At 70.8% G+C, this 22,069-nt stretch carries 18 protein-coding genes; 11 read left to right on the forward strand and 7 right to left on the reverse strand.

Annotated features, from left to right (window positions below):
• Positions 1–98: 98 nt before the first annotated feature.
• Positions 99–3,242: an excinuclease ABC subunit UvrA gene (gene uvrA, locus PINTE_RS01745; protein ID WP_068425363.1), complete on the forward strand. Its 3,144-nt coding sequence runs from the start codon at positions 99–101 to the stop codon at positions 3,240–3,242.
• A 59-nt stretch (positions 3,243–3,301) separates the two neighbouring features.
• Positions 3,302–3,745, forward strand: a complete 444-nt coding sequence (locus PINTE_RS23055; protein ID WP_068425366.1) for a Rieske (2Fe-2S) protein — start codon at positions 3,302–3,304, stop codon at positions 3,743–3,745.
• A gap of 49 nt (positions 3,746–3,794) precedes the next feature.
• Here PINTE_RS23055 and PINTE_RS01755 read toward each other — a convergent pair whose 3' ends face one another.
• From PINTE_RS01755 to PINTE_RS01775, 5 genes are all read right to left on the reverse strand, one after another.
• On the reverse strand, positions 3,795–4,499 hold the full coding sequence (locus tag PINTE_RS01755) for an ABC transporter ATP-binding protein (RefSeq protein WP_245642749.1): 705 nt from the start codon (positions 4,497–4,499) through the stop codon (positions 3,795–3,797).
• Between the two features lie 5 nt (positions 4,500–4,504).
• On the reverse strand, positions 4,505–5,440 hold the full coding sequence (locus PINTE_RS01760) for an ABC transporter ATP-binding protein (protein ID WP_084343098.1): 936 nt from the start codon (positions 5,438–5,440) through the stop codon (positions 4,505–4,507).
• Complete coding sequence (locus PINTE_RS01765) at positions 5,437–7,143, reverse strand: branched-chain amino acid ABC transporter permease (RefSeq protein WP_068425370.1); 1,707 nt, start codon at positions 7,141–7,143, stop codon at positions 5,437–5,439. The genes PINTE_RS01760 and PINTE_RS01765 overlap by 4 nt, the downstream gene beginning before the upstream one ends.
• The gene (locus PINTE_RS01770) at positions 7,140–8,072 is read right to left on the reverse strand and encodes a branched-chain amino acid ABC transporter permease (RefSeq protein WP_068425375.1); all 933 of its coding nucleotides are present in this window, start codon (positions 8,070–8,072) and stop codon (positions 7,140–7,142) included. The genes PINTE_RS01765 and PINTE_RS01770 overlap by 4 nt, the downstream gene beginning before the upstream one ends.
• Positions 8,073–8,222: 150 nt before the next feature.
• The gene (locus PINTE_RS01775; protein WP_068425378.1) at positions 8,223–9,446 is read right to left on the reverse strand and encodes a branched-chain amino acid ABC transporter substrate-binding protein; all 1,224 of its coding nucleotides are present in this window, start codon (positions 9,444–9,446) and stop codon (positions 8,223–8,225) included.
• A gap of 174 nt (positions 9,447–9,620) precedes the next feature.
• On the opposite strand from PINTE_RS01775, the gene uvrC reads away from it, so the two are divergent.
• From uvrC to PINTE_RS01820, 9 genes are all read left to right on the forward strand, one after another.
• Entirely contained in the window at positions 9,621–11,732 is a 2,112-nt protein-coding gene (uvrC, locus tag PINTE_RS01780) for an excinuclease ABC subunit UvrC (protein ID WP_068425381.1), read from the forward strand.
• 170 nt (positions 11,733–11,902) lie between these two features.
• Positions 11,903–12,799 carry an RNase adapter RapZ gene (gene rapZ / locus PINTE_RS01785; protein WP_068425384.1) on the forward strand — a complete coding sequence of 299 codons (897 nt, stop codon included), beginning with the start codon at positions 11,903–11,905 and terminating at the stop codon, positions 12,797–12,799.
• Positions 12,796–13,746, forward strand: coding sequence for a gluconeogenesis factor YvcK family protein (locus PINTE_RS01790; protein ID WP_068425388.1), 951 nt, complete (start codon positions 12,796–12,798; stop codon positions 13,744–13,746). The genes rapZ and PINTE_RS01790 overlap by 4 nt, the downstream gene beginning before the upstream one ends.
• Positions 13,747–13,857: 111 nt before the next feature.
• A complete protein-coding gene (whiA, locus tag PINTE_RS01795; RefSeq protein ID WP_068425393.1) occupies positions 13,858–14,838 on the forward strand; it encodes a DNA-binding protein WhiA in 981 nt (326 codons plus the stop codon).
• Between the two features lie 210 nt (positions 14,839–15,048).
• Positions 15,049–16,056, forward strand: coding sequence for a type I glyceraldehyde-3-phosphate dehydrogenase (gene gap / locus PINTE_RS01800; protein ID WP_068425395.1), 1,008 nt, complete (start codon positions 15,049–15,051; stop codon positions 16,054–16,056).
• 138 nt (positions 16,057–16,194) lie between these two features.
• Positions 16,195–17,403, forward strand: coding sequence for a phosphoglycerate kinase (locus tag PINTE_RS01805; protein WP_068425397.1), 1,209 nt, complete (start codon positions 16,195–16,197; stop codon positions 17,401–17,403).
• Positions 17,404–17,438: 35 nt separating this feature from the next.
• Positions 17,439–18,221 (forward strand): triose-phosphate isomerase, encoded by a 783-nt coding sequence (tpiA, locus tag PINTE_RS01810; protein ID WP_068425399.1) that lies wholly within the window; start codon positions 17,439–17,441, stop codon positions 18,219–18,221.
• A gap of 272 nt (positions 18,222–18,493) precedes the next feature.
• Entirely contained in the window at positions 18,494–18,739 is a 246-nt protein-coding gene (gene secG / locus PINTE_RS01815; protein WP_068425402.1) for a preprotein translocase subunit SecG, read from the forward strand.
• Between the two features lie 86 nt (positions 18,740–18,825).
• Positions 18,826–19,173, forward strand: coding sequence for an RNA polymerase-binding protein RbpA (locus PINTE_RS01820; protein WP_068425405.1), 348 nt, complete (start codon positions 18,826–18,828; stop codon positions 19,171–19,173).
• 281 nt (positions 19,174–19,454) lie between these two features.
• Here PINTE_RS01820 and PINTE_RS01825 read toward each other — a convergent pair whose 3' ends face one another.
• Together PINTE_RS01825 and zwf are read right to left on the reverse strand one after the other, a co-directional pair.
• Entirely contained in the window at positions 19,455–20,444 is a 990-nt protein-coding gene (locus PINTE_RS01825) for a glucose-6-phosphate dehydrogenase assembly protein OpcA (RefSeq protein WP_084343099.1), read from the reverse strand.
• Entirely contained in the window at positions 20,441–21,985 is a 1,545-nt protein-coding gene (gene zwf / locus PINTE_RS01830; RefSeq protein ID WP_068425408.1) for a glucose-6-phosphate dehydrogenase, read from the reverse strand. The genes PINTE_RS01825 and zwf overlap by 4 nt, the downstream gene beginning before the upstream one ends.
• Positions 21,986–22,069 lie beyond the last annotated feature (84 nt).

Consider the following 22,069-nt stretch of genomic DNA (forward strand, 5'->3'; position numbering starts at 1 on the left):
TGCCCATCGAGCGCCGTGACGGTGAACGGGGGGAGGCGGGTCGTGCCCCGCCGCGGCGAAGAGAACCTTGACGGGTCTTGTCAGTGCGGCCACATAGCATGTCCGACGTGCCGCAGCAGACCACCACATCCCCCCCGCCACCCGGCGCCGCCCTCACGCGCCCCACGCACGATCGGCTCGTCGTGCGTGGCGCGCGTGAGCACAACCTGCGCAACGTCTCGATCGACATCCCCCGCGACGCGCTGGTCGTCTTCACCGGGCTGTCCGGCTCGGGCAAGTCCTCCCTGGCGTTCGACACGATCTTCGCCGAGGGCCAGCGCCGCTACGTCGAATCGCTCTCGGCGTACGCCCGCCAGTTCCTCGGCCAGATGGACAAGCCCGACGTCGACTTCATCGAGGGGCTGTCGCCGGCCGTCTCCATCGATCAGAAGTCGACCAACCGCAACCCGCGCTCCACGGTCGGCACGATCACCGAGGTCTACGACTACCTGCGGCTGCTGTTCGCGCGGGCCGGGCGGCCGCACTGCCCGACGTGCGGCGAGCCGATCACCCGGCAGTCGCCGCAGCAGATCGTCGACCGCCTCATGGAGCTGCCCGAGCGCACCCGCTTCCAGGTGCTCGCGCCCGTCGTGCGCGGCCGCAAGGGGGAGTACGTCGACCTCTTCGCCGAGCTGCAGACCAAGGGCTTCTCCAGGGCCCGCGTCGACGGCGAGGTCGTCTCCCTCACCGAGCCGCCCGCGCTCGAGAAGCAGCGCAAGCACACGATCGAGGTCGTCGTCGACCGGCTGGTCGCCAAGGGGTCACCAGGTGAGGCGGGTGAGGCGGGCGCCGACCCGGGCGTCAAGCGCCGGCTCACCGACTCCGTGGAGACCGCGCTGCAGCTCACCGGCGGCGTGTTGCTCGTCGACCTCGTCGACGTCGAACCGGGCGGCACCTCGCCCGACGGCATGCCCAAGGAGCGGCGCTTCTCCGAGCGCATGGCCTGCCCCAACGACCACCCGCTGTCGATCGACGAGATCGAGCCGCGCACGTTCTCGTTCAACTCCCCGTTCGGCGCGTGCCCGGCCTGCACCGGCCTGGGCACCGAGCTCGAGGTCGACCCCGACCTCGTCGTGCCCGACCCGGATCTCACGCTGCGGCAGGGCGCGATCGCGCCGTGGACCCAGGGCGGCGGCCTGTCCGACTACTTCGTGCGGGTCGTCGGCGCGCTCGGGGAGGACCTGAAGTTCTCCCTCGACCAGCCGTGGCACTCCCTGCCCGAGCGCGCCAAGGAGGCGCTGCTGCACGGGCGCAACCACAAGGTGCACGTGCGCTACCGCAACCGGTTCGGCCGGGAGCGCTCGTACTCCACCGGCTTCGAGGGCGCCGTGTCGTTCGTGCGTCGCCGGCACGAGGAGACCGAGTCCGACTGGTCGCGCGAGCGGTACGAGGGCTACATGCGGCAGGTGCCGTGCCCGGTCTGCGGCGGGGCCCGGCTCAAGCCGGAGGCCCTGTCGGTGCTCGTCGGGGGGTTGAGCATCGCGCAGGTCAGCGCCAAGTCGATCACCGAGTGCGCGGCCTTCCTCGGTGAGCTGCGGCTCAGCGCCCGGGAGGCGCAGATCGCCGAGCGGGTGCTCAAGGAGATCCAGTCGCGCCTGGGCTTCCTGCTCGACGTCGGCCTCGACTACCTCTCGCTCGACCGGCCCGCGGCCACGCTCTCCGGCGGCGAGGCACAACGCATCCGGCTCGCGACCCAGATCGGTTCGGGCCTCGTCGGGGTGCTGTACGTGCTCGACGAGCCGTCGATCGGGCTCCACCAGCGCGACAACCACCGGCTCATCCAAACCCTCACCCGGCTGCGCGACCTCGGCAACACGCTCATCGTCGTCGAGCACGACGAAGACACGATCGACGCCGCCGACTGGGCCGTCGACATCGGTCCCGGGGCCGGGGAGCACGGCGGCCGGGTCGTCTACTCCGGCCCGGTCGACGGGCTGCGCGCCCACGCGGAGTCGGTCACCGGCGCCTACCTGTCCGGGCGCCGCGAGATCGCGCTGCCGCAGCACCGCCGCGGCATCGACAAGAACCGGCAGGTGCGGGTCGTCGGCGCGCGACAGAACAACCTGCACGACGTCACGGTCGACTTCCCGCTCGGCGCGTTCGTCGCGGTCACCGGGGTGTCGGGCTCCGGCAAGTCGACGCTGGTCAACGACATCCTCTACAACGTGCTCGCCAACAAGCTCAACGGCGCCCGGCACGTGCCCGGGCGGCACAAGACGGTCACCGGGCTCGACCACCTCGACAAGGTCGTGCACGTCGACCAGAGCCCGATCGGCCGCACCCCCCGCTCGAACCCGGCCACGTACACCGGGGTGTTCGACAACATCCGCAAGTTGTTCGCGGAGACCACCGAGGCGAAGATCCGCGGCTACATGCCCGGCCGGTTCTCGTTCAACGTCAAAGGCGGCCGCTGCGACGCGTGCTCCGGCGACGGCACGATCAAGATCGAGATGAACTTCCTGCCCGACGTGTACGTGCCGTGCGAGGTGTGCCACGGCGCCCGGTACAACCGGGAGACCCTCGAGGTGCACTTCAAGGGCAAGACGATCGCCGAGGTGCTCGACATGCCGATCGAGGAGGCCACCGAGTTCTTCGCGGCGGTGCCGGCGATCGCGCGGCACATGCGCACGCTCAACGACGTCGGCCTCGGCTACGTGCGGCTCGGGCAGCCCGCGCCGACCCTGTCCGGGGGCGAGGCGCAGCGCGTCAAGCTCGCCGCCGAGCTGCAGAAGCGCAGCACCGGCCGCACGATCTACGTGCTCGACGAACCAACCACCGGGCTGCACTTCGAAGACATCCGCAAGCTGCTCGGCGTGCTCCAGGGCCTGGTCGACAAGGGCAACACGGTCATCGTCATCGAACACAACCTCGACGTCATCAAGTGTGCCGACTGGGTCGTCGACCTCGGCCCCGAGGGCGGCAACCGCGGCGGGCTGGTCGTCGCCACCGGCACCCCGGAGCGGGTGGCCGCCAACCCCGACAGCCACACCGGCCGGTTCCTGCAGGGGGTGTTGGGCCGCAGCGCGCACGTTCCCGACGTCGCGCCCGTCGTCCCCGTGCAGGAGGCCCTCGCGCCGGCACGGGGCGCGAAGGCGGCGCGGGCGGGCGCCGCGAAGGGCACCCAGCGCGCGAAAGCCACCACGACCGAGAAGACCGCGAAAACCACGAAGACTGCGAAACGCAGCCCGCGACGGTCCGCCTGAGGGAGCGCTCAGCGGCTTTGACAGAATCAGCGGCACGCACAGCGACCAAGGAGGATCTCGTGAACACCGCCCGCCCTGACCGCCGTCAGTTTCTCGCCGCGATCGGCACCATCGCGGTCGCGGGGGTGACGATCCCGGTGCTGGCTGGCTGCGGTTCGGGATCGGAGGCGCCGACGGCGTCGTTCCCCGAGGTCGACGACGCGACCAAGCAGGCGATCGGCGCCGCGATCAACGCCGGCGAGGTCCCGGTCGGCGGGGCCAAGTTCTTCACCGACGCCGGCCTCATCGTCACCCAGCCCACCCAGGGGCAGTACGTGGCGCTCACCGACATCTGCCCGCACGAGCAGGGCAAGGTCACCCGCCTGACCAACGGCAAACTCGTCTGCCCGCTGCACGGCAGCCAGTTCGACCCCGCCACCGGGGCCGTCACCGCCGGACCCTCGCTCGCCGGGCTGGCCACCAAGTCGGTCAGTGTCTCCGGCTCCTCGGCGACGCTGACCTGACCTGACCTGACCTGACCTGACCTGACCTGAGCTGCGCTGACCTGAGCTGCTACTCCTCGCCGAGGTAGGCCTTGCGCACCTCGTCGCTGGCGAGCAGGTCGCGGCCAGGGCCCTCGAGCACGATGCTGCCGACCTCGAGCACGTAGCCGTGGTCGGCGAGCTTGAGGGCCGCCTGGGCGTTCTGCTCGACGAGCAGGATCGTCGTGCCCTGAGCGCGCAGCGTGCGCACGGTCTGCATGATCCGTTGCATCATCAGGGGCGACAGGCCCATCGACGGCTCGTCGAGCAGCAGCAGCCTCGGCCGGCTCATCATCGCCCGGCCCATCGCGAGCATCTGCTGCTCGCCGCCGGAGAACGTGCCCGCCGGCTGCGCGCGCCGCTCCCGCAGGATCGGGAACAGCTCGAACGCCGCCTCCAGGTCGTCCTTGAGCTCGCTGTCGCGGCGGCTGTACCCGCCGAGCAGCAGGTTCTCCTCGACGCTCATCCGCGGGAAGATCCGCCGCCCCTCGGGGGAATGCGCGACCCCCATCGTGACGATCTTGTGCGCCGGGGCCCGATCGATCCGCTCGCCCTCGAACAGGATCGAGCCCGACTCCGGACGCAGCAGCCCCGAGATCGTGCGCAGCGTCGTCGTCTTGCCGGCGCCGTTCGTGCCGATGAGGCAGACCACCTGACCCTGCTCGACCGTCACCGAGATGCCCTTGACGGCCTTGATCTTGCCGTAGCTGACGACGAGGTCCTTGATCTCGAGCATGGCGCTCACGCCTGGTCCTCCTTCGCCCGCCGGTGCCCACCGGCCGCCTGCGCCGCCTTCGCCTCGGCAGCCCTGATCTCGGCCAACTCGGCCTCGTCGGCCTCCGTGATGTCGGAGTCGGTGCCGTCTCCGGTGCCGATGTACGCCTCGATGACCCGCGGGTCGGACTGCACGACCTTCGGGGTGCCCTCGACGAGGGTCGCGCCCCGCACCAGGCACAGCACCCGGTCGCACAGGTTGAAGATGAACCGCATGTCGTGCTCGATGACGACGACCGCGAGGCCGCTGTCGCGGATCTTGAAGATGAGCCGTTCGGCGTCGCGGGTCTCCTGCGGGTTCATGCCGGCGGTGGGCTCATCGAGCAGCAGCACCTTCGGCTCGGTGGCCAGGGCCCGCGCGATCTCCAGCCGCCGCTGATCGCCGTACGGCAGGTTGCGCGCGAGGATCTCCGCCGAGGCGCCGAGGCCGACGTAGTCGAGCAGCTCCTGCGCCTTCTGCCGGGTCTCCGCCTCCTCGCGGCGATACTTCGGCCCGTGCAGGATCGACGTGAGCGCCTTGGACGACGTGCGGCAGTACCGCCCGACCATGACGTTCTCCAGCGCCGTCATGTTCGCGAACAGCCGGATGTTCTGGAACGTGCGCGCCATGCCTGCCATGACGACCTTGCGCGGCCGCGGCGGCAGCACGGTGCCGCTCAGCCGCACCTCACCCTCGGTGGGCCGGTACATGCCGGTGAGGCAGTTGAAGAACGTCGTCTTGCCGGCGCCGTTCGGGCCGATGAGCCCGACGATCTCGCCCGGGTAGACGTCGAGGTCGACGTCGTCGACGGCCAGCAGACCGCCGAAGCGCATGACGATGCCGCGCGCCCGCAGCAGGGGCTCCGCGCCGCGACCGGGGTCGTCCGGGGTCTCGCGTGCCGTCTCCGCGGCAACCGTGCTCATTCGGTGACTCCTTCCGTCTGCCGCAGATGGACCTTCTGCACGTTGGAGGCGAGGTGTTCGTCTTCCTCGTGGAACTCCAGCTTGCGGCGCCGGCTGGCGACCAGGCCCTCGGGGCGGAACCGCATCATGAGCACGAGCAGCAGCCCGAACAGCAGCAGCCGGTACTCGCTGAAGAAGCGCAGCTTCTCCGGCAGCAGCTTGAGGATCACTGCGCCGATGAGCACACCGCCGACGGTGCCCATGCCGCCGAGCACGACGGCCGCGAGCAGGAACGCGGACTCGAGAAACTGGTACTGGTCGGGGGTCACCGACACGTCGTGGTGCGCCTTGATGGTGCCCGCCAGGCCGGCGAGGAACGCGCCGCCGGCGAACGCGAACAGCTTGAGGCCGAAGGTGTTGACGCCCATCGCGTCGGCTGCCGTCTCGTCCTCGCGGATCGCCACCCATCCGCGGCCGATGCGGCTGTTGTTGAGGCGGGTGAACACCAGGATGATGAGGCCGAGCACGACCAGCAGCAGCAGGTAGTAGTTCGCGAACCGGGTCAGCGTCACCCCGAAGATCTGGTGCTGCTGCCCGAAGTCGAACCCGAAGAGCACGAGCTCGGGGATGGCCGGGATGCCGTTCGGCCCGTTCGTCAGGTTCGGCCCGTTGTTGCCGTCGAGGTTGAACATCGCGTACCGGAAGATCTCGCCGAACGCGAGCGTGACGATCGCCAGGTAGTCGCCGGAGACCCGCAGCGTCGGGCTGCCGATGATCAGGCCCAACAGGGCGCAGAAGCACGCGCCGATGAGCACGGTGACCAGGAACGGGGGCGTCCACTTGAGCGTGGCGAACGCCGAACCCGACAGCACCGCCCCGACGTAGGCGCCCGCCCCCAGGAACGCGATGTAGCCGAGGTCGAGCAGCCCGGCGAGGCCGACGACGATGTTCAGACCGAGGGCCGTGGCGGCGAAGATGATGACCTGCGTGGCGATCGACATGTTCGCGTCCGACCCGCTCTGGGTCATCGGGAACGCGAACGCCGCCGCGAAGGCCGCGAGCATGAGCACCCGGGAGTGGCGGGAGCCGACGATGCCCAGCCAGGTGAAGAACCGCGCGGCCGACAGCGCGGCCGCCACGACCCCGAGCGTCACGAGTAGGAGCACGAACTGCCACGGGTCGCGCAGCGCGAGGGCGTCGGCCGCCAGCAGCAGGAAGGCGGCCACGCCGACGACGATGATGAGGATCTCCGCCCAGCCCGGCAGCGCGACCAGGGTGACGTCGCGGTCGGCGCGGGCGGGGCTGAAGTGCCCTCCGGCGGCCGTCAGCACGGCACCGGCGACCACCACCCAGGCTCCGGGGTCGGCGTTGATGAGCCCACCCGCCTCCAGGGTGATCGCGAGCAGCACGAGCACCATGTAGCCGAGCGCCCCCAGGCCCAGCGCGCGCAGGGCCGGCGCGGTGTCGAGGTAGCGGCCGAGTCGGTGCAGCGGACCGCGCATCCCGAGCGCGAGCACGAGACCCAGCGCCCCGATGACGATCATCGAGATCTGCACCGGCGCGGGGTTGACGTACATCGTCAGGTCGCCGAGCACCCGCGGGTTGTAGCACCACGACATGAGTGAGCCGACGACGAGCAGCAGCGTGCCGGCGAGCGCCAGCGGCCAGGCGGCCCGGGCGAGCCCCGAGTCGGGCGCCGGCTTGGCGAGCAGGGTGGCGGTCATGCGCGGTCCACCACCCGGGCGCCGAGCAGGCCCTGGGGCCGGAAGAAGAGCACGAGGATGAGCAGCGAGAACGCGAAGACGTCCTTCCACGTGCTGCCGATGAACGGGATGCCGCTGGCCAGCGCCTCCGCGACCCCGAGCACGAGCCCGCCGACGACGGCCCCCTGCACGTTGCCGATGCCGCCGAGCACGGCCGCGGTGAAGGCCTTGAGGCCGGCCATGAAGCCCATCCGGAAGTCGATGTTGTTGTTCTGCAGGCCGTAGGCGATGCCCGCGATGCCGGCCAGGGCCGCGCCGACCGCGAACGCGATGACGATGACCTTGTCGACGTTGATGCCCATGAGGCGGGCCGTGTCCGGATCCTGCGACACCGCCTGCATCGCGCGGCCCTGCTTGGTCTTGTTGATGAACCAGTACAGGAAGATCGCGCACACGAGCAGGGCGCCCATCGTGAACAGCGCCGGGCGCTGCACCTGCACCGGGCCCAGCGAGATCGCCGCGCCGGTGACGTGCTCGATCGGCGGGAACGGGATCTTCGCCCGGGCGTTCGGGAAGCCGGGAATCGTGCCGTAGAAGAGCCGCACGAACTCCTGCAGGAAGATCGAGATGCCGATCGCCGTGATGAGCGGGGCCAGTCGTGGCGCCCCCCGCAACGGGCGGTACGCGACACGCTCCATGACCACGGCGGTGAGCACCGAGGCCGCGATCGCGCCGAGCAGCATCACCGGCAGCACCCACAGGGCGGTCGTGCCCCGGAAGAGCAGGAAGTACGTGCTCAGGGCCCCGAAGGCGCCGATCATGAAGACCTCGCCGTGGGCGAAGTTGATGAGTTGGACGATGCCGTAGACCACCGTGTAGCCCACGGCGATCAGGGCGTAGAGCGAGCCGTTGGTGAGGCCGTTCACCAGCTGCTGGGGGATGTCACCCATGAGTGGTTGGTCCTTCGTGTCTGCCGTCGTGCTGTCCACTGTCCGGTGCGCCGACGCCGGGGAGGCGCAACCGGTGGCGTGACACGCGACACGGGCGGTGGAGCTGGGGCTCCGCCGCCCGTGTCACGTGCGCTGAGAAATACCGGGTGTCTACTCGACGCTGCCCGTCTTGGCCGCCGCCCACTTGCCGTCCTTGACCTCGTAGGCCGTGAGGACGCGCGTGGTGCTGTCGCCGTACTGGTCGAAGGAGACCTTGCCGGTGACCCCCTCGAAGTCGACCTTGCCGACCGCGTCGACCGTGGCCTGGCGCGCCGAGCTGGCGTCCTGCGCGCTGGCCAGCGAGGTCTTCAGGCCCTCGATGATCGCGTTCGCCGCGTCGTAGGAGTACGCGCCGTACGCCCCGGCCGCGTCGCTGTACCCGGCCGCCTTGTAGGCGTCGAGGAAGGTCTTGCCCTTCTCCAGCGACTCGGTCGGCGCGCCCACCGAGGTGGCCATATCGCCGGTCGCCGTGGCGCCCGCGAGCTCGATGAACTTCGGGTCGTAGATGCCGTCGCCGCCCATGAGCGGAACGTTGAGACCGGCGCTCTTCATCTGCTGGCTCAGCGGCCCGGCCTGCGGGTACTCGCCGCCGTAGTAGACCGCCTGCGGCTTGCCGCCCTGCACCGCGGTGATCGCGGTCTGGAAGTTCGCGTCGTCGGGGTTGATCGTCGTCGCGGCGGTGATCTTGCCGCCCTTGGCCGTGAAGTCCTTGGTGAACGCGTCGACGAGGCCCTGGCCGTAGGCCTTCTTGTCGTGGATCGTCGCGACGTTCTTGATGCCCTTGGACAGCAGGTACTGGGCGGCGAACGGGCCCTGCACGTCGTCGGTGGTGCAGGTGCGGAAGTAGTTCGCGTAGGTGCGCTTGGGGGCGGTCGCGAAGTCCGCGCCCTTGGTCAGGGCGGGGTTCGTGTTCGCGGGGGAGACCTGCACGATGTTGGCCGAGGCGAGCACCGGCTGCACGTTCTGGGCCACCGAGCTGTTGAGGGTGCCGACGACGCCGATGACGTTCGGGTCACCGGCGAGCGCGGTGGCCGCGTTCTTGCCGGTCTCCGGCTTGGCCTCGTCGTCCTTCGCGTCGACCTGCAGGGTCCAGCCCGGGATGGCGCCCGATTCGTTGGCCTGCTTGACGGCGAGGTCGACGGAGTTGCGGATGCCCAGACCGAGGGCGGACAGGTCGCCGGACAGCGGGGCGATGACACCGATCGTGGCGACCTTGCCGGAGGCCTGGCCGCCGGAGCCGGAGCCGGAGTCGCCGCCGCGGGAGCCGCAGGCGGACAGGGCCAACGAGGCCGCGAAGATCGTCACGCCGACGCGGACTGCGGAACGCTTGAGCACAGGGACCTCCTGTGAGGGGTAGCGCGGAGACGGGTGCTCACCCGGCTCCGACTCGCTCCAACGGACCGCAGCGAGTGGGCAGGACAGTAGATCGGATAGGTGCCGACACACATCATTTGTGGGCCACCGTGGCCAGGTCGTTACCTATTCGATGGCCGACCGTAAGGTGGTGCGGTGCCCGATCCAGCGTCCTACCGGCCCCGAACGGCCGACATTCCAACCGAACCCGGCGTCTACCGGTTCCGTGACGCCGAGGGTCGGGTCATCTACGTCGGGAAGGCGAAGTCGCTGCGATCCCGGCTGTCCTCGTACTTCCAGGATCAGTGGGCGCTGCACCCGCGCACGCGCACGATGGTCAACACCGGCGCGAGCGTCGAGTGGACGGTCGTGGCCACCGAGGTGGAGGCGCTGCAACTGGAGTACTCCTGGATCAAGGAGTACGACCCGCGGTTCAACGTCAAGTACCGCGACGACAAGTCGTACCCGTACCTCGCGGTGACGATGGGGGAGGAGTTTCCCCGCGCCCAGGTCATGCGGGGCGCCAAGCGTAAGAGCACCCGCTACTTCGGGCCGTACGCGCACGCGTGGGCGATCCGGGAGACCCTCGACACGCTGTTGCGGGTGTTCCCGCTGCGCACCTGCAGCAACGGCGTGTTCCGCCGCGCCGGGCAGGTCGGGCGGCCGTGCCTGCTCGGCTACATCGACAAGTGTTCGGCGCCCTGCGTCGGGCGGGTCGACGCCGAGGAACACCGCCGCATCGCCGCGGACTTCTGCGACTTCATGGGCGGCGACACCGGCCGGTTCGTGCGCCGGCTGCAACGACGCATGAAGGCGGCCGCGGCCGAGCTCGACTTCGAGACCGCGGCCCGGCTGCGCGACGACATCGGGGCGCTGGAGAAGGCGCTGGAACACTCGGCCGTCGTCTTCACCGACGCCACCGACGCCGATGTGTTCGGCCTCGCCGGCGACGAACTGGAGGCGGCGGTGCAGGTCTTCCACGTGCGCGGCGGCCGGATCCGCGGCCAGCGCGGCTGGGTGCTCGAACGCGCGCACGTGCCCGACGAGGACGACGGCACGCTCATCGGGCACCTGCTCGCCCAGGTCTACGGCGGCCGCGCGGCCGGCGACGTGCCCCGCGAGGTGCTCGTGCCGGTGCTCCCGGCCGACGCCGACGCCCTCGGGCAGTGGCTCGGCGGCCTCGCCGGGAGGCGGGTCGACCTGCGGGTGCCGCAGCGCGGCGACAAGCGGGCCCTCCTGCAGACCGTCGAACGCAACGCCCACCAGTCCCTGGCGCGGCACAAGGTCTCCCGCGCCGGCGACCTCACCAACCGCGGCCGCGCCCTCGAGGAGCTGCGCGAGGCCCTCGACCTCGACGAGGCCCCGCTGCGCATCGAGTGCTACGACGTCTCGCACGTGCAGGGCACGAACGTCGTCGCGTCCATGGTCGTCTTCGAGGACGGCCTGCCGCGCAAGTCCGAATACCGGCGGTTCGCGATCCGTGGCTTGGCTGGCTCGGGCGGCTCGGCTGCCTCGGGCGGCTCGGCTGGCTCGGGTGATCCCGGCGCCGACGAGCCGCCGGTGCGCTCCGACGACACCGCCGCGATGCACGAGGTGCTCACCCGCCGGTTCCGCCGGCACCGCGGCGCCGAGACCGCCTCCGAGACCGGGGAGCCCGACGACGGGCCGGTGGGCGATGCCGGCGTCGAGCGGGCCGAGCCGGCCGAGACGACCGAGGCTCCAGAGGCGACTGAGGCACCTACTCAGCCCGGCATCGACCCGGAGACGGGCCGCCCGCGGCGGTTCGCGTACGCCCCGCAACTCGTCGTCGTCGACGGCGGCCTGCCGCAGGTCAACGCCGCGCAGGCGGCGCTGTCCGACCTCGGGGTGACGGACGTCGCGGTCGTCGGGCTCGCCAAGCGGCTCGAGGAGCTGTGGCTGCCGGGGGAGGAGTTTCCCGTCGTGCTGCCGCGCACGAGCGAGGGGCTGTTCCTGCTGCAGCGGCTGCGCGACGAGGCGCACCGGTTCGCGATCACCTACCACCGGCAGAAGCGCTCGAAGGCGATGACGGCCAGCGCGCTCGACGGCATCCCGGGGCTCGGCGCCGCCCGACGCACCGCGCTGCTCAAGCGGTTTCGCACGGTCTCCGCGGTGCGGGCGGCGAGCGTGGAGGAGCTGCAGGAGGTCGACGGGATCGGCCCGGCGCTGGCGGCCTCGATCCACGCCGCCCTGTCGCGATCGAGCGCCGCGCCCGCCGTCAACGTCATGACCGGCGAGGTCGCCGACTGAGGGTCCCGGCCGGCCGGCGGTCGGGCCCGTTGCGCGACGGGCTCGCCGAGTCGGGGCTGCGGCCTCGTGTGCACCGATGCGCCTGCGAAGATGGGACGAGCAGCGACACCACAGCGGCCCCGGCCGGGCGCAGGCAGCCCACCGGTCCGCGCACATCGAGGAGCAGTGGCATGAACGACCGGAGGGCACCGGCGGACGCGCCCGAGATTGTCATCCTCACCGGCATGTCCGGAGCGGGACGCAGCACGGCGGCGCACGCCATCGAGGACCTCGGCTGGTACGTCGTCGACAACCTGCCGCCGCAGATGCTGCCCGCGCTCGTCGAACTCACCAGCGCCCCGGCCGGCGGGGCCGCCTCGCCGGCGCGGGTCGCGGCCGTGGTCGACGCCCGCAGCGGCGACTTCTTCAACGCCTTCCAGCAGGCCCTGCACGACCTGCGGGCCGCCGGCTACGTGCCGCGGATGGTGTTCATCGACGCGAACGACGAGTCGCTCGTGCGGCGCTTCGAGAGCGTGCGCCGCCCGCACCCGCTGCAGGGCGACGGGCGCCTGCTCGACGGCATCCTGCGCGAACGGCAGCTGCTCTCCGACGTGCGCTCCGAGGCCGACCTCGTCGTCGACACCTCCGGCCTCAACGTGCACCAGCTGTCCGCGAAGGTCCGGGACGCGATGGGCGGGCGGGCCGCCGCCGCGCGGCTGCGCATCGCGGTCGTCTCGTTCGGGTTCAAGTACGGCGTGCCGCTCGACGCCGACCTCGTGTTCGACATGCGGTTCCTGCCCAACCCGTTCTGGATCCCCGAGCTGCGGCCGTTCAACGGTCGCGACAAGGCCGTCTCCGACTACGTCCTGTCCCGGCCGGGCGCGACGGAATTCATCGAGCGCCTCGTCGACCTGCTCGACACGATGATCGCCGGGTACCTGGCCGAGGGGCGGCGCTACATCACGATCGCCATCGGCTGCACCGGCGGCAAGCACCGTTCGGTCGCGACCGCCGAGGAGGTGGCGCGCCGGCTCAACACCCCGGAGATCGCGACTCTGCTGTTCCACCGCGACCTGGGGCGCGAGTGACCCGCACGAAGGTCGTCGCCCTCGGCGGGGGGCACGGCCTGTTCGCCACGCTCGGAGCCCTGCGGCACGTCACCGACTCGCTGACGGCGATCGTCACGGTCGCCGACGACGGCGGGTCCAGCGGGCGGCTGCGCAAAGAGTACGACGTGCTGCCGCCCGGCGACCTGCGGATGGCCCTGGCCGCCCTGTGCGACGACTCCCAATGGGGGCACCTGTGGCGCGACGCGCTGCAACACCGCTTTCCCGGAGGCGGGCCGCTCGGCGGCCACGCGCTGGGCAACCTGCTCATCGTCAGCCTGTGGGATCTGTTGGGCGACACCGTCTCCGGGTTGGAGATGGTGGGGCGGCTGCTCGGCGCCCGCGGCCGGGTGCTGCCGATGGCGGCGGTGCCACTGGAGATCACCGCGCGGGTGCGCGGGGCCGACGTCATGCGCCCCGAGGAGGTCTCGCTCGTGCGCGGCCAGGTCGCGGTGGCGACGACCCCCGGGGAGGTGCTCGCGATCGCGCTCGACCCGGCGGAGGCGCCGGTGTCGCCGGACACGATCGCAGCGGTGCACGACGCCGACTGGGTGATCCTCGGCCCGGGGTCGTGGTTCACCTCGATCATGCCGCACCTCATGGTGCCCGACCTGGCCCGCGCGCTGCGCGAGACGTCGGCGCGCCGGCTCCTGACGCTCAACCTGCAGCTGAACACCGGTGAGACGTCGGGCTTCTCGGCGGCCAACCACCTCGAGGTGCTCGCCGCGCACGCGCCCGGCATGCGGCTCGACGTCGTGCTCGCCGACCCGAGCGTCGTCGTCGGCAGCGGGCAGCGCGAGCAGCTGCGCCAGGTGGCCGCCGCGATGGGCGCCCGGCTCGTCGTCATGCCCGTCGCACAGGCCGACGACGATGGCAAGCACGACACGCTGCGGCTGGCGGCCGCGTATCGCGACATCATCGGCGGCTGAGCGCGCGCGCAGGCGATAACGAGACGAAAATCACTGCCGCGCAATGATTTACAACGTTCGCGGGGCGGTAACCGGTCGGACGACACGCCGAGGGATGGCAGGATGACCCCCATGGCGATGACCGCGAAAGTGAAGGACGAGCTGAGCCGGCTGCCGGTGACCAAACCGTGCTGCCGCAAGGCCGAGGTCGCGGCGACCCTGCGTTTCGCGGGCGGACTGCACATCATCTCGGGCCGCATCGTCATCGAGGCCGAACTCGACACCGCGAGTGCCGCCCGCCGGCTGCGCACCGCTCTGCTCGACATGTACGGCACGCCCAGCGAACTCGTCGTCGTCTCCGCCGGCGGCCTGCGCCGCTCGAGCCGGTATGTCGTGCGCGTCGAGGAGGGCGGCGAGGCCCTGGCCCGGCAGACCGGGCTCATCGACCTGCGCGGACGCCCGGTGCGCGGCCTGCCGCCGCGGGTCGTCAACGGCGCGACCTGCGACGCCGAGGCGGCCTGGCGCGGCGCGTTTCTCGCGCACGGCTCGCTGACGGAGCCGGGCCGGTCCTCCTCCCTGGAGATCACCTGCCCCGGCCCTGAGGCCGCGCTGGCGATGGTCGGTGCCGCCCGCCGCATGGACCTCACGGCCAAGGCGCGCGAGGTGCGCGGTGTCGACCGCGTCGTGCTGCGCGACGGCGACGCGATCGGGGCGATGCTGACCCGGCTCGGGGCGCACGACGCCGTGCTGGCCTGGGAGGAGCGCCGGGTGCGCCGCGAGGTGCGGGCCACCGCGAACCGGCTCGCGAACTTCGACGACGCCAACCTGCGCCGCTCGGCCCGGGCCGCGGTCGCTGCGGGTGCGCGGGTCGAGCGCGCGCTGGAGATCCTCGGCGACGACATCCCCGACCACCTGCGGGAGGCGGGCACGCTGCGCCTGGAGCACAAGCAGGCCAGCCTCGAGGAACTCGGCGGGCTGGCTCAGCCTCCGATGACGAAGGACGCCGTGGCCGGTCGGATCCGGCGGCTGCTCGCGATGGCCGACAAACGCGCCGCCGAGCAGGGCATCCCCGGCACCGAGGCGGTGCTCACCGAGGAGATGCTCGAGGCGTAGGCACGGGCCGCTCGCGGGATCGCCCAAGTTTCCCGAGCACCGGGGCTGTCTGGCTGACCTAGATCGAATAGGGTCGGGAGTGATCGTACGACGAGGTACGAGTCCGCCGTGCCGGACGAGGTCCTCGCGAGGCGGCCCGACGGCCAGCCCCGAACGACCGATTCCTCTCGGCGGGCAAGGTTCCCGACAACCACTCAGGAAGGCTCAGCTGTGACTGTACGTGTGGGTATCAATGGCTTCGGGCGCATCGGCCGGAACTTCTTCCGGGCCGCCGTCGCCTCCGGCGCTGACGTCGAGATCGTCGCCGTCAACGACCTGACCGACAACAAGACCCTCGCCCACCTGCTGAAGTACGACTCGATTCTCGGCCGCTTCCCCGGCGAGGTCACCTACGACGAAGAGTCGATCTCGGTCGACGGCAAGAAGATCCTCGCCTTCGAGGAGCGCGACCCGGCCAACCTGCCGTGGGGCGAGCACAACGTCGACGTCGTCGTCGAGTCCACCGGCTTCTTCACCGACGCCACCAAGGCCAAGGCGCACATCGACGCCGGCGCCAAGAAGGTCGTCATCTCCGCTCCGGCGAAGAACGAAGACATCACCATCGTCATGGGCGTCAACGACGACAAGTACGACGGCAGCCAGACGATCATCTCCAACGCCTCGTGCACGACGAACTGCCTGGCCCCGATGGCCAAGGCCCTCAACGACGGCCTGGGCATCGAGCGTGGTCTCATGACGACGATCCACGCCTACACGCAGGACCAGAACCTGCAGGACGGCCCGCACAAGGACCTGCGTCGCGCCCGCGCCGCGGCCCTGAACATGGTGCCGACCACGACCGGCGCCGCCAAGGCCGTCGCCCTCGTGCTGCCCGAGCTCAAGGGCAAGCTCGACGGCTACGCCATGCGCGTGCCGACCCCGACCGGCTCCGCCACCGACCTCACCTTCGAGGCCTCGCGCGAGACGACCGTCGAGGAGGTCAACGAGATCGTCAAGAAGGCGGCCTCCGAGGGCTCGCTCAAGGGTCGCCTCGTCTACACCGAAGACCCGATCGTCTCCAAGGACATCGAGACCGACCCGGCCAGCTGCATCTTCGACGCGCAGCTGACCAAGGTCATCGGCAACACGGTCAAGGTGCTCGGCTGGTACGACAACGAGTGGGGCTACTCCAACCGTCTCGTCGACCTCACCGTGCTCGTCGGCTCCAAGCTCAGCTGATCACCTGATCACCTGCTGATCCGGAGTCGGTAGCTCCAGTCCTACGGCGTGCGCCGGGTGACCATCCGGTCGCCCGGCGCACGCCGTCTTCATTGCCCGAGTTTTCGCACGACTTTTTCGCACCACCTAGGAGTGCCCATGCAGACCACCGAGGATCTTCTCGCCGGCGACGTGCGCGGCAAGCGCGTACTCGTCCGCAGCGACCTCAACGTTCCCCTCGACGCCGACCGCAACATCACCGACGACGGTCGGGTGCGGGCGTCGGCCCCGACGATCAAGGCCCTCGCCGACGCCGGCGCCAAGGTCATCGTCGTCGCCCACCTCGGCCGTCCCAAGGGCGCGCCCGAGGAGAAGTACTCGCTCAAGCCCGTCGTCGCCCGCCTGTCCGAACTCGTCGGCCGCGAGGTGAAGTTCGCGTCCGACACCACCGGCTCCTCCGCCAAGGAGACCGTCGACTCCCTCGCCGACGGCGACGTCGCGCTGCTGGAGAACCTGCGGTTCAACAAGGGCGAGACGAGCAAGGACGAGGCCGAGCGCGGCGCCTTCGCCGACGAGCTCGCCTCGCTGGCCGACGCCTTCGTCTCCGACGGCTTCGGTGTCGTGCACCGCAAGCAGGCCTCGGTCTACGACGTCGCCACCAAGCTGCCGCACTACGCCGGCGCGCTCGTCGGCACCGAGGTCGGCGTGCTCAAGCGGCTCACCGAAGACCCGCAGCGCCCGTTCGCCGTGGTACTCGGCGGCGCGAAGGTCAGCGACAAGCTCGGCGTCATCGCCAACCTGCTCAACGTCGCCGACCGCCTCATCATCGGTGGCGGCATGGTCTTCACCTTCCTCAAGGCCGAGGGCTACGAGGTCGGCAAGAGCCTGCTCGAGGCCGACCAGGTCGAGACCGTCAAGGGCTACCTGGAGCAGGCCAAGGAGAAGGGCGTCGAGATCGTGCTGCCCACGGACATCGTCGCCGCCGACGAGTTCTCCGCCGGCTCGGCGCACGAGGTCGTCGCGGCCGACGCGATCCCCGCCGACAAGATGGGCCTGGACATCGGCCCGGAGTCGGCCAAGCTGTTCGCCGACAAGCTCGCCGACTGCAAGACGGTGTTCTGGAACGGCCCCATGGGCGCGTTCGAGATGGCCCCGTTCGCGGCCGGCACTAAGGCGCTCGCGCAGGCGCTCGTCGACATCACCGCCCAGGGCGCCCTCACCGTCGTCGGTGGCGGCGACTCCGCGGCCGCGGTGCGTCAGCTCGGCTACGCCGACTCCGACTTCGGGCACATCTCCACCGGTGGCGGCGCCTCGCTGGAGTACCTCGAGGGCAAGACGCTCCCGGGCATCGAGATCCTCTCCTCCTGAGCCGTCTCCCTGACCAGCAACGACGAAAGGCAACGATGAGCCAGCGCACCCCGCTCATGGCGGGCAACTGGAAGATGAACCTCGACCACGTCGAGGCCGCGCACCTGGTGCAGAAGCTCGACTGGACGCTCAAGGACGCCAAGCACGACTACTCGGCCGTCGAGGTCGCCGTGCTGCCGCCGTTCACCGACCTGCGCACCGTGCAGACCCTCGTCGAGGGTGACAAGCTCGACATCAAGTACGGCGCCCAGGATCTGTCCCCGGAAGACTCCGGCGCCTACACCGGTGACATCTCGGGCGCGTTCCTCGCCAAGCTCGGCTGCACCTACGTGGCCGTGGGCCACAGCGAGCGCCGCGAGGGCCACGGCGAGACCGACGAGCTGCTCAACGCCAAGGTCAAGGCCGCGTACAAGCACGGGCTGATCCCGATCCTGTGCTGCGGCGAGGCCCTGGAGATCCGCAAGGAGGGCGGCCAGGTCGCGCACGTGCTCGGCCAGATCGAGGCCGACCTGGGCGGGCTGCCTGCCGAGCAGGCCAAGGACATCGTCATCGCCTACGAGCCCATCTGGGCCATCGGCACCGGCGAGGTCGCCACGCCCGAGGACGCGCAGGAGGTGTGCGGCGCGATCCGCGGCAAGCTCGCGGAGCTGTACGACCAGGAGCTCGCCGACGGCGTGCGGATCCTGTACGGCGGCTCGGTGAAGTCGAGCAACGTCTCGGACATCATGGCCAAGCCCGACGTCGACGGGGCCCTCGTCGGCGGCGCCTCGCTCAAGGCCGAGGAGTTCGCCGGGATCGCGGGCTTCACCGCCTCCTGAGGCACGCGCCTCTCAACGCCGCCTCAACAACGACCCTGAAAACTGCGTGTCGTGGTCGGAACTGCGGTTCGTGCCGCAGGTTTCACCGCGACACGCAGTTTTCGGCGTCGAGGGCCGGGTCGGAGGCGGGTCGGGAAGCAGGTCGGGAGGCGGGCCGGGTTGGGCCGGAGCCGGTGTGGGCGTTGCATTTGCACGGTCTGGCGTTGCAGTATCCTGGGTGTCGGCCATGCCGGAGACCCCGTGCCTGACGACGACGAATCGAGATCTCGACCGTGGACGTGCTGACCATCGCCCTCCAGGTGCTCCTGGTGATCACTGGCCTGTTCCTCACCCTGCTCATCCTCATGCACAAGGGACAGGGAGGCGGAATGTCCGAGATGTTCGGCGGCAGCATGTCGAGCACGATGGGCGGTTCCTCGGTTGCCGAACGCAACCTCAACCGCATCACGATCACGATGGCACTGCTCTGGCTGGCCTGCATCGTGGGCCTCGGGCTGCTGACCCGGTTCGCCTCCTGAGCAACGCCCGTCGGCAACGGCGGGCGCCCCTCCACTGACGTCCGCGACCCCCTCCCGGGCGGTCGCCACACCAGGACGGTGACGACATGGCTGGTTCCAACGTCATTCGCGGCAGCCGCGTAGGCGCAGGCCCGATGGGGGAGGCGGAGCGCGGCGACGCGGCACCCCGCCTCACCGTCTCCTACTACTGCGCGCGCGGTCACGAGACGACGCCGAGCTTCGCGACGGAGGAAGGCGCCGCCGTTCCGGAGCTGTGGGACTGCCCCCGCTGCGGCTACCCCGCCGGGCAGGACAAGGAGAACCCGCCGGAGCCGCTGCGCAACGAGCCCTACAAGACGCACCTGGCCTACGTGAAGGAGCGTCGCACCGACGACGACGGCGCCAACCTCCTCGACGAGGCGCTCGGCGCCCTGCGCGCCCGCCGCGGCGGCTGACCACCAGCGGCGGCAGCTGACCCCCAGCGGCTAACCCCCGCAGCAGCTGACGCGCGCGGCGGCGCTTGACTCCCCGCGGCGGCTGACCCTCGCCACGCCGGCTGGCTCGCGAGCCCTCGCTCCCCTCGCGAGCCCTCGCCCCCTCGCTGAAAACTGCGTGTCGCGGTGAGAACTGCGACACGAACAGCAGTTCCGACCGCGACACGCAGTTTTGAGGGACGTTGTTGCGGGGCGTCGGGTGAGGGACGTTGGCTCAGGGACGTTGGCTCAGGGGCGTTGGGCTACTCGGGGGTGGCCTCGTCGACGGCGGGCGCCTTGCCCTTGGCGGTAGCCTCGGACGCCGGCATCGTGCGGCGCGCGGAGAGCCGGCCCAGGCCGTCGCGTAGCGTCCGGGCGTAGACCTCGTCGGCGTCGAGCCGCGCCAGTTCGTCGGCCAGGCACTCGGCGTCCGAGCGACGCGCGAGCGCCAGGCGCCGTGACGGCTGACCCACCTGATCGAGCACGGCGTTCTTGCCGTCGGGGCGCACGAGGTCGACCGGCCCTGACTCCCGGTCGAGCCGCACGCTGACCAGCCCCGTCCCCGCAGGGGTGCGCGCCCGCGTGACCGGCGCGTCGAGGTAGGCCCCGAGCCACGCGCCGAGCAGATCGCAGGAGGCCGAGTCGAGGCCACCCGTCACCGTCACCGCCGTGACCGGTTCGTACGGAGGCTGATCCAGGGCCGCGGCGAGCAGCCCGCGCCACTTCGTCGTGCGGGTCCACACGAGGTCGGTGTCGCCCGGCACGTATGTCTTCGCGCGGGCCGCGATCGCCTTCGGCGGCGACGACGCGGGCTCGCTGTCGGTGATGCGCCGCGATCCGAGCCGCCCGATCGGGTCCTCCGCCGGGTTCTTCGGCGCCTCGTCCGGCCACCACACGACGATGGGGGAGTCGGCCAGCAGCAGCGGCAGCACCACCGACTCCCCGTGCCGGGTGAGCTCGCCGTAGACCCGCAGCACGACGACCTCGCTCGCGCCGGCGTCACCGCCGACGCGGATCTGGGCGTCGATGCGGTCGGCGGCCCGCCGGTTGCCTGCGACGAGACACACGATCCGGCTCGGGTGCTGACGGGTCGCGTCGTTGGCGACCTGCAGCGACGGCTCGGCCCGCGACTCGTCGGTGACCATGACGAGCGTGAGCACGCGCCCCAGCGCCATCGCGCCCACGTCGTCGCGCAACTGCACGAGCTTCTTGGCGACGGCCCCGATGCTGGTGGCGGGCAGGTCGACGATCACGGCATCCTCCAGGTGCGTCCGTCGCGGGCGAGCATGTCGTGCGCGCACTGCGGACCCCAGTGACCCGACTGGTACGGCTGCGGCACCGTGGGGTCGGCCGCCCAGGCCGCGGTGACGGGATCGAGGATCTCCCAGGACAACTCGACCTCCTCGTGGCGCGGGAACAGCGGCGGGTCGCCGAGCAGCACGTCGAGGATGAGTCGCTCGTAGGCCTCGGGGCTGGACTCGGTGAACGCGCGTCCGTAGCCGAAGTCCATCGTCACGTCGCGCACCTCCATCTGCGCACCGGGCACCTTGGAGCCGAACCGGATCGTCACGCCCTCGTCGGGCTGCACGCGGATGACGATCGCGTTGTTGCCCAGCTCCTCGGTCTCGGTGTCGCCGAACGGCAGGTGCGGCGCGCGCTTGAAGACGACCGCGATCTCCGTGACCCGCTTGGCGAGGCGCTTGCCGGTGCGCAGGTAGAACGGCACGCCCGCCCAGCGGCGCGTCTGCACGAGCAGCTTGAGCGCGGCGAACGTCTCGGTCGTCGAGGTCGCGTCGACCCCGTCCTCCTCGAGGTAGCCGATGACCTTCTCGCCGCCCTGCCACCCGGCCGCGTACTGCCCGCGGGCCGTGGCCTCCTCGATGCTGCCGCCGAGCCGCACGCTCGAGAGCACCTTCTCCTTCTCCGACCGCAGGTGCTTGGCGTCGAACGCCACCGGCTCCTCCATCGCGGTCAGCGCGAGCAGCTGCAGCAGGTGGTTCTGGATGACGTCGCGCGCCGCACCGATGCCGTCGTAATAGCCGGCGCGGCCGCCGATGCCGATGTCCTCGGCCATCGTGATCTGCACGTGGTCGACGTAGTTGCCGTTCCAGATCGGCTCGTACATCTGGTTGGCGAACCGCATCGCGAGGAGGTTCTGCACGGTCTCCTTGCCGAGGTAGTGGTCGATGCGGAAGACCGAGTCGGGCGGAAAGACGGTCTCGACGATGTCGTTGAGCTCGCGGGCGCTGGCCAGGTCGTGCCCGAACGGCTTCTCGATGACCACGCGTCGCCAGGCGTCGCCGTCCTGCCGGGTCAGGCCGCTGCGCTGCAGCTGGCGGCACACGCCCGCGAAGCTGTCCGGCGGCACCGACAGGTAGAAGGCGTGGTTGCCGCCGGTGCCGCGTTCCTCGTCGAGGGTCTTCAGGGTGTTCGCGAGGTCGTCGAAGCCGGCGTCGTCGTCGAACGTGCCGGAGACGAACCGCACGCCCTCGGCGAGCTGGCGCCACACCTCTTCGCGAAACGGCGTGCGCGCGTGGTTGACGACGGATTCGCGCACGACCTGGGCGAATTCGTCCTGGCTCCAGTCGCGCCGGGCGAACCCGACGAACGAGAAGCCGGGCGGCAGCAGGCCCCGGTTGGCCAGGTCGTAGACGGCCGGCATGAGCTTCTTGCGCGCGAGGTCGCCGGTCACGCCGAACATCACCATGCTGCAGGGGCCGGCGATGCGCGGGAGCCGCTTGTCCCGGGGGTCGCGCAGGGGGTTGCGGCCAGGGCCGATCTCCACCGGGGTCATAGTCACTCCTTGCGTTCGATGACCCCGGCCGCGCCGCGGCGGGGGTCGGATGCGGATCGCAGGCATCGTCGCCGCGGCAGGGGA

This window comes from Piscicoccus intestinalis NBRC 104926, from assembly GCF_001515525.1.
GTDB classification, from domain to species: domain Bacteria; phylum Actinomycetota; class Actinomycetes; order Actinomycetales; family Dermatophilaceae; genus Kineosphaera; species Kineosphaera intestinalis.